An 8,666-nucleotide genomic window follows, 5' to 3' on the forward strand; every position below is an offset into this window, starting at 1 on the left:
GACGAACTTCCGTCGGGATGAACAGTCTCATCTATAATTCCCTCATGTACACTCAATGCGGATGTCTCAGACCTGCGGTGACGCCTTGACCATTCGTGCCTCGACGGACGCCCCGTCCCTGCTGTTGCTGTTCGTCGCGCTGTTCGGCCTGAGCGCCTGCGTCGAGCAGACGATCCCCATCGGGGGCATTCCGGAAGTCGATGAGGGCGCCGGGGCCACGGCACCCCCGCCCCCCGGACAGCTCCTGTTCGCCGGCTATGGGATCAAGACCCTGAGCTTCATCTGGGCCAAGGTCGAGCAGACCTCGTTCTACCGCATCCTCGAGCAGCCGGGACCGGGCGCCGGTTTCAGCGATATCAGCGGAGACATCGACGGGCTGGGCAACGGGCCGTTCCGGTATACCGCCAGCCTGCGCCTGCATACGACGGACTGGAGCAACGCGAAATACATGTTCGAGGCCTGCAACGCCGAAGGGTGTACCGGCTCCAACGATACCCTCGACGTCAGTCCCAGCGATTCCGTCAGCATGATCGGATACATGAAGCCCTTCGATCCGGTGGCGGCGGGGCAGTTTGGTTACAGCCTGGCCTATTCCGCCGATGGCGTGACGCTCGCGGTGGGCGCCTGTCCGCAGGGGGTCGTGCCGGACACCGGATCGGTCTATGTCTATACCCATGACGGCGCCACCTGGACCCAGCAGGTCAAGCTGAAAGGCAGCCGCGAGGCGGGCCTGTACGGCTTCGGCTGTTCCGTCGCGATCTCCGGCGCCGGCGATGTGCTGGCCGTCAGCGCGCTGGCCGACGCCAGCTCGCGCACCGGCATCGATCCGGACGGGGAGGACAGCGCCGCCCCGAACAGCGGCGCGGTCTATGTCTTCCGGCGCACGGACGGGATCTGGGCGGAGGAGTCCTTTATCAAGGCCTCGAACACCGGGGCGAACGACGCCTTCGGCATCTCCCTGGCGCTGTCCGCCGACGGGGCGACGCTCGCCGTGGGGGCGAACAACGAGGACGGCGCTGGCAGCGGCGTCTACGCCACCCTGCCGCATGGGGCCGAGGACAACGACGGCGCCGCCGACAGCGGCGCCGTCTATGTGTATTCCCACGATGGGACCGGCTGGACCCAGCAGGCCTACATCAAGGCGCCGAATGCGGGGGTGGGCGACCGATTCGGCACCGCCGTGGCGCTGTCGGATACCGGCGCCACGCTGGCGATCGGCGCGCCGCTGGAAGACAGCGCGGGATTCGGCGCGAATGATGACTGCGGCAGCGCGCAGGCGCAGGACAATTGCCTGGCCGACAGCGGCGCCGCCTACGTCTTCACGCGCAGCGCGGGCGTCTGGAGCCAGCAGGCCTTCATCAAGGCGCAGGTCCCCGGTCAGGAGGACAATTTTGGCGCCGCGCTCGATCTCTCCGCGGACGGCGGCGTGCTGGGGGTCGGCGCGCCGCTGGAAGACAGCGCGGCGACCGGGGTGGGCGGCAACCCGGTCAATGATTGCGACGCGGCGCTGGCGGACCGGTTGAATTGCTCGCTCAATAGCGGCGCGGCCTACCTGTTCAGCCGCTCGGGAACCGCCTGGTCGCAACTGGCCTATGTCAAGGCCTCGAACACGGAGCCGGGGGAATGCAACGTGTTCCCCTCCTCGTGCGACTGGTTCGGCACGGCCGTCGCCGTGTCGGGCGACGGCAGCCTCCTGGCCGTGGGGGCTCCGCGCGAGGACAGCTTTACGTCCGGCGTGAATGTGCCGCCGATTTCCGTGAGCCGGAAAAATTCCAACCGCGACTCCGGCGCCGTCTACATCTATCGCAATCAGGCATTTTTCAATATCGTGAAGTCCTCCGCCGGGGAACGCACGACCGTGGACGATAATTTCGGCCGCGCGCTCGCCCTGTCCGCGGACGGCGCAAACCTCGCCGTCGGCGCCGTCGGCGACGACTGCCCGTTTACCGGCCAGGCGGGAAAGCCGGTATACAACGGCCTGACCAACGACAATATGCAGCCGGACCTGAGCCTGTGCGGCACGCCGGCGGACAGCGGGTCGGTATATCTCTATTGATGGCCCTGCCGCAGCGCAATGATCCCTGTCCCTGCGGCAGCGGCAGGAAATACAAGAAATGCTGCCTCGGACGCGCCGCCCCCGCCGCCAGATCGGGGACAGCCAAATTGGGGACGGATTTCAAATCTGTCCCCACCGCCCCCCCGTCCGATGCGATCGAGTCCCTGCTGCAGCAAGCGCGGCAATTTCACCAGGCCGGGTTGCTCGCGCAGGCGGAGGCCTTGTACAGGCAGGTGCTTCGTCTGGACTCCCGGCACCCCGAGGCCTTATACCGCCTGGGCCTGCTCGCGCGCGACGCCGGCCGCCCGGATATTGCCGCCGAGTTGATCGGCCAGGCGGTCCGCGCCGACGACTCGCTGATCGAATATGCCGCCGAACTGGGGCTGATCCTGTGCCGGCTGGGCCGCGTCGATGAGGCCGCCCCGCATTTCCTGCGCGTGCTGGCGCTGAAGCCGGATCATGTGGCCGCGCGGCTCAACCTCGGCAATATCCAGCTCGCGCAGGGGCACCTGGACGCGGCCGCCGCGTCCTATGAAAAGGGCCTGGCGCTGGATCCGCGCCTGAGCGCGGCGCATCACAACCTGGGGACGGCCCACTTCAAGCGCGGGCGGGTGGAAGAGGCCGTGGCCTGTTTCCGCCGAGCCCTCGCGCTGCAGCCGGAGTTTGCCGAGGCGCACAGCGCGCTGCTGTACGCCCTGCAATACCTGGACGATCTCGCGCCGGCGCGGAAACTGGCCGAGCATCGGTGTTACGCCGAGCGCTTCGAGGCCCCGCTCAGGCCATCCTGGCGGGCGCATGCCAATATCCGCGATCCCGACCGGCGGCTGCGCGTGGGGTATCTCTCGCCGGATTTCCATGCCCATTCGGTGGCGTACTTCATCGAGCCGATCCTCGCCCACCATGACCGCTCGCAGGTGGAGGTCTTTGGCTATTACAACCATACGCGCCAGGATGCGGTGACGGCGCGCCTCATGGCCCTGATGGATCACTGGGTGCCGTGCAAGGGCTGGGCGAACGAGCCGCTGGCCGCGCGCATCCGGCAGGACGGGATCGACATCCTGGTCGACCTCGCCGGACACACCCACAGCACCGACAATCGCCTGCTCGCCTTCGCCCACAAGCCGGCGCCGGTGCAGGTTACCTACCTCGGGTACCCGTCGACCACCGGCCTGTCGGCGATCGACTACCGGCTGTGCAGCGCGGATACCGATCCGCCGGGACAGGAGGCCTGGCACAGCGAGGCCCTGTACCGCTTGCCGCGCAGCCTGTGGTGCTATCGTCCACTTGCCGACTGGCCGCTGATGCCGGCCTCGCCTCCGTTGCGACACCACGGCGCCGTCACCTTCGGCTCGATGAACAATCTGGCCAAGGTTTCGCCCGCCACCTGCGCGCTGTGGGCGAAGATCCTGCACGCCGTGCCGGGATCCCGCCTGTTCATGACCAGCATGCCCGAAGGTTCGGCCCGCGCCACGTTCCAGGACCGCTTCGCCGCGCACGGAATCGACCCGGCGCGCGTCCATTTCTTCGGCCGACTGCCCAACCCGCAGTACTGGGAGGTGCTGGCGCAGATCGATCTGGCGCTCGATCCCTTTCCCTACAACGGCACGACGACGACCTGTGAAACCCTGTGGTCCGGCATACCGGTCGTGACGCGGGCCGGCGCCGACTCGGTGGCGCGCTCGGGATACGCCCTGCTCGGCATGCTCGGCCTCGGCGAGCTGATCGCGAACGACGCGGATGAGTATGTCCGTATCGCCGTCGAGCTGGCCAACGATCCGGAGCGTCTCGCGGCCCTGCGCGCGGGCCTGCGGCCGCGCCTCGCGGCCTCGCCGCTGCGCGACGAGCCCGGCCTGACCCGCGATCTCGAGGCGGCCTATCGCGCCATGTGGCGGCGCTGGGTCGCTGACGGGGCGCGCGAGGCGGCGCCATGATGGATGAGCGGCGCGTGATCCGGGATCGGGGACGGCTCCGCCAGGGCGAAGCGGGCGGATCTGGTATAATTCGCCCGATGTTTCCCGGAATCCCAGTCGCCCTCGCGCCCTGACCCGATGATACCCGCTCCCGCCATGGTCCGCGTCGTCCTCCTCGTCCTGTTCGGATGCGTGCTGGCGGCCTGTTCGGAGGGCAAGGATTACCAGCTCAAGGTGCAGGTGTCCGGCCTGAACGGGACCGGGCTCGTGCTGCAGAACAATGGCACGGAGACTCTGACGGTCAACAGCGGCGGGGTCCATGCCTTCCCGCTGGACTATCCCTTCGCCTATCCCTACAAGGTCACCGTGCGGACCAATCCCACCTCGCCGGATCAGATCTGCGTGGTCGAGAACTCGGAGGGACGCCTGACCGAGAGCGTCGATAACGTCCTGGTGCGCTGCACTGACGCCTACCGTGTCAGCGGCACCGTCGTCGATCTGACCGGCGAAGACCTCATCATCATGAACAACTCGTCCGAGCGGCTCACGATCGACGCGAACGGCGGTTTTACCTTTGCCCGCCTGATCCCGGATGGCGGTCCGTACCAGGTCAGCGTCCTGCAGCAGCCGACCAAGCAGCTGTGCACGGTCGAGAACGCCGCCGGCAGCATCTCCGGCGCGAACATCACCGACGTCAGGGTGGTCTGCGGTACGCGGACCGTCGGTGGAACCCTGTCGGGCCTGGCCGGCGCGCGCACGGTCGTGCTGCAGAACAACGGCACGGACAACCTGACGCTGGCGCAGAACGGCGCGTTCGCCTTTGCCACCACCTTCTTCGACGGCGCGGATTACGCCGTCACCGTGAACACCCAGCCGTTCGATCAGGTCTGCACCGTCGCCAACGCGTCCGGAACCGTGGCGGCGGCGAACATCACCGATGTCGAGGTCGCCTGCGGGTTTACCGTGGGGGGCAATATCACCGGGCCGTCCGGGGCCACCGTGGTGCTGCAGAACAACGGGACGGATAATCTGTCGCTCGGAATGAACCGCGCCTTTACCTTCGTCACCGGGCTGCCCGTCGGCGCCACCTACAACGTGACGCTGCTCACCGTGCCGGACGGCCTGAGCTGCGCCATCGTCAACGGCAGCGGCACGATGATCGCCAGCCCGGTGGGCAATGTCGCGGTCAGCTGCCGCGAAGGCACCACGCTCAGCGTGGACTATGGCATCAAGGAGGTGCGGCTGAGCTGGCAGCTCGTCAATGGCGTCGATAGCTATCGTGTCATGAAAAGCACGGATGCCGGGGAGACCTATACCCAGATCGGGACGGATACCACCGCACTGAGTTTCACCGATCCGGTCGACGTCCACCTCAATGACTGGATCAACCTCAGCTACAAGGTGCAGTCCTGCGTGGGGCAGGGCGCGGATGAGGTCTGCACCGACTCGAATATTATCTCGCCCTTGAACTCCGCCCGCGCGACCGGGTACTTCAAGGCCTCGAATACCGGAGCGGGGGATGGTTTCGGGTATGCCGTCGCGCTGTCCGGGGATGGCAACACCCTGGCCGCCGGGGCGCCGTTCGAGGACAGCGCCGCCACGGGCGTGGACGGCGATGAGACCGATGATTGTGATGGCGCGCAGGCGAATTGCGCCGAGGACAGCGGGGCCGTGTACGTATTCGCGCGGGACGTCGATACCGGGGCGTGGACGCAGCGGGCCTATCTCAAGGCGTCCAATACCGGCGCGGGGGACCGCTTCGGTTCCGCGCTTGAGCTGGCCGATGACGGTGCTACCCTGGTGGTCGGCGCGCCCGCCGAGGACAGCGACGCCAGCGGGGTATATCAGGTGCTGCCGCACGGCGCGGAAGACAATGATGCCGCCGCCGACAGCGGCGCGGCCTATGTCTTCGTGCGCGACGTCGATGATGTGTGGACCCAGCAGGCCTATGTGAAGGCCTCGAACACCGGCGCGGGCGACGGCTTCGGCGCCGCGCTTGCCCTGTCCGGCGCCGACGGCGACACGCTGGCCATCGGCGCGCCGCTCGAGGACAGCGCCGCGACGGGGCTCGACGGTGATGAAATCGATGATTGCGCCGGTGCATCGCTCAATTGCGCCGCGGACAGCGGCGCGGCCTACGTGTACCTGCGCAGCGGGACCGCCTGGGCGCAGCAGGCCTACGTGAAGGCCTCGAACACGGAAGCGCAAGATGATTTCGCCCGCGCCGTGGCGCTGTCCGATGACGGTGACACGCTGGCCATCGGCGCGCCGCTCGAAAACGGCGATGATGGTGGCGGGGAAAATAACAGCGGCGCGGCCTATGTGTATGCCCGCGCCGGCGCCGCCTGGAGCCCGCAGGCCTATGTGAAGGCCGCGACCGCGGCCGCGGTGTCGGATGTCAGGGCGGGTGACAGCTTCGGCCATGCCGTGGCCCTGTCCGGCGACGGCGCCACGCTGGCGGTCGGGGCCCCGTTCGAGGACAGCGCCGCCCGCTCCGTCGACGGCGATGCGGCCGACGACTGCGATACCATCGTGCTGGTCAACTGCGCCACCGACAGCGGCGCCGCTTACGTCTATCTGCGCGCCGGCGCCACCTGGAGCCCGCAGGCCTATGTGAAGGCCACGAACGCGGAGGAACTCGACCTGTTCGGCCAGGCGCTGAGGCTGACCGCGAACGGCGCCATGCTGGCGGTGGGTGCCGTGCAGGAGGACAGCCAGACCACCGGCGTGGGCGGCGAGCAATCCGACAACGTCGGCATCAACAGCGGCGCGGTCTATCTCTTTGCGCGCGACGGCACCGGCTGGAGCGATCTCGCCTACGCGAAGGAATCCACGTCGGGCGAGGACGATAATTTCGGTTACGCCCTCGATCTTTCCTCCGACGGCACCACGCTGGCGGCCAGCGCGCCGTTCGAGGACAGCAATGCGACGGGCGTCGGCGGAGAAGTCGGCGACGAGCAGGAGGATGACAGCGCGGCCGAGGCCGGCGCGGTCTATCTGTTCTGACGCTTGCCCTCACCGCGGCGCGCGTCCGGCACAGGGCGCAATGACCACTGGAGCATGTTTATGTCCCGGCCTGAAGGAAGACTGAGAGCGACGGTATTCGTCCTGGGGGCGTTGTCGGCCTTGTGCGCCGTGCTCATCCTGCGCGGCGGGCCGGCACCGATGAACGGTGCCGAGTCGGGCGCCGACCTCGCGACCAAGGGCAGCTTGTTGTCCCCGTCGGGACGGGTGGCCTTCGAGCCGGCCGCCGCTGGCGTTGCCCCGTCCGGCTTTGTCGTGCGCGGGAACGGTTTCGCCGCCCGCCTGGAACCGGCCGGGGCGCGGTTCCGCCTGCGCGATGCGGCGGGTTCCTACGCGCGGACCGGATTCCGCCTGCTGGGCGCGAACGGGGATTCCGCCGGCGCCGGTACGGACCTGCTGCCGGGTCGCAGTCATTATTATCCCGGGAATGATCCCGCCGCCTGGCGCGTGAACGTCCCGCACTATGCCCGGGTGACCTACGCCTCGGTATATCCCGGCATCGACATGGCCTGGCATGGTGAACAGGGCGGACTGGAATTCGATTTCATCGTCGCGCCCGGGGCGGACCCGGCGCCGATACGCCTGGGGCTGGACGGGACCCGGCCCGCCCGGCTGGATCCGGCGGGAGACCTGTGGCTCGCGACCGCGACCGGCGAACTGAGGCTGCGGCGGCCGGTCGCCTATCAGGAATCCTCCGGTCGCAGGGAAAGCGTCGACGCCGCCTTCGAGCTGGACCCGGCCGGGCGGGAGCTTCGCTTTCGCCTCGGGTCCTACGATGCTTCCCGGCGCCTGATCATCGATCCGGTCATCGCCTATGCCGATTACCTGGGCGGCGGCAGCGATGACAGCGGGCTGGCCCTCGCCGTCGATGCGGGCGGCAATCGCTACGTGGCGGGCGGCACGGCGTCGGTGGATTTCGCGGACGAGGCCAAGTCTGACATCACGGGCAAGGATGTCTTCGTCGCCAAGCTCGCGCCGGACGGCACGCGTCTGTACGTGACCTTCATCGAGGGCAGCGGTGCGGATCAGGCGAACGCGATCACCGTCGACAGCGGGGGCGAGGCCTATATCGCGGGTGATACCACGTCCGGCAATCTGGCCTCATCGGGCGGGGCGGTGCAGGCCGGCTACGGCGGCAACGGCGATGCCTTCGTCGCCCGGCTCGCGACCGACGGCACGCTGGAATACCTGAGCTATCTCGGCGGCGCCGCGCAGGACAACGGACGCGCGATCGCGCTCAGCGCCACCGGCGACATGATCGTCGGCGGCAGCACGCTGTCGAGCAATTTCCCGATCCAGACGGTTGTGCAGCCGACGATCGGGGGACAGAGCGACGGCTTCGTCACGCGCATCAACGCGACGGGCACGGCGCTGGTCTATTCGACCTACCATGGCGGCGTCGGTCCGGAGAATGTCGCGGCGCTGGCCGTGGATGAAACGGATGCGGTCTATTTCGGGGGCACGACGGGTTCTCAGGACACGTTTCCGACCACGCCCGGCGCCTTCCAGACCACTTTCCAGGGAGGGATCCTCGGACGGCTATGTCGCCAAGCTCGCGCCGGACGGCTCCGGCCTGGTGTATTCGACCTACCTCGGCGGCAGCGTGGTCGATGGTGTACTGGCGCTGGCTGTCGACGGCGACCACAACGTCTATGCGACGGGGCTGACCTCCTCCA

At 68.0% G+C, this 8,666-nt stretch carries 4 protein-coding genes (1 of these 4 running past the window's edge); all 4 read left to right on the forward strand.

What is annotated here, in order from left to right; all coding sequences use genetic code 11:
* Positions 1–85 precede the first annotated feature (85 nt).
* Positions 86–2,056: a hypothetical protein gene (locus tag IPM20_13795; protein ID MBK9132689.1), complete on the forward strand. Its 1,971-nt coding sequence runs from the start codon at positions 86–88 to the stop codon at positions 2,054–2,056.
* On the forward strand, positions 2,056–3,987 hold the full coding sequence (locus IPM20_13800; protein ID MBK9132690.1) for a tetratricopeptide repeat protein: 1,932 nt from the start codon (positions 2,056–2,058) through the stop codon (positions 3,985–3,987). The genes IPM20_13795 and IPM20_13800 overlap by 1 nt, the downstream gene beginning before the upstream one ends.
* Before the next feature lie 135 nt (positions 3,988–4,122).
* Positions 4,123–6,972, forward strand: a complete 2,850-nt coding sequence (locus IPM20_13805) for a hypothetical protein (GenBank protein MBK9132691.1) — start codon at positions 4,123–4,125, stop codon at positions 6,970–6,972.
* 60 nt (positions 6,973–7,032) lie between these two features.
* A protein-coding gene (locus IPM20_13810; GenBank protein ID MBK9132692.1) for a hypothetical protein crosses the window boundary here: on the forward strand, positions 7,033–8,666 show its 5' portion. 334 nt of this gene lie beyond the right edge of the window; the window shows 1,634 of its 1,968 coding nt (coding positions 1–1,634); its start codon is at positions 7,033–7,035; its stop codon lies off the right edge, out of view.

This window comes from Gammaproteobacteria bacterium (genome assembly GCA_016716465.1).
Classification (GTDB): Bacteria; Pseudomonadota; Gammaproteobacteria; order SZUA-140; family SZUA-140; genus JADJWH01.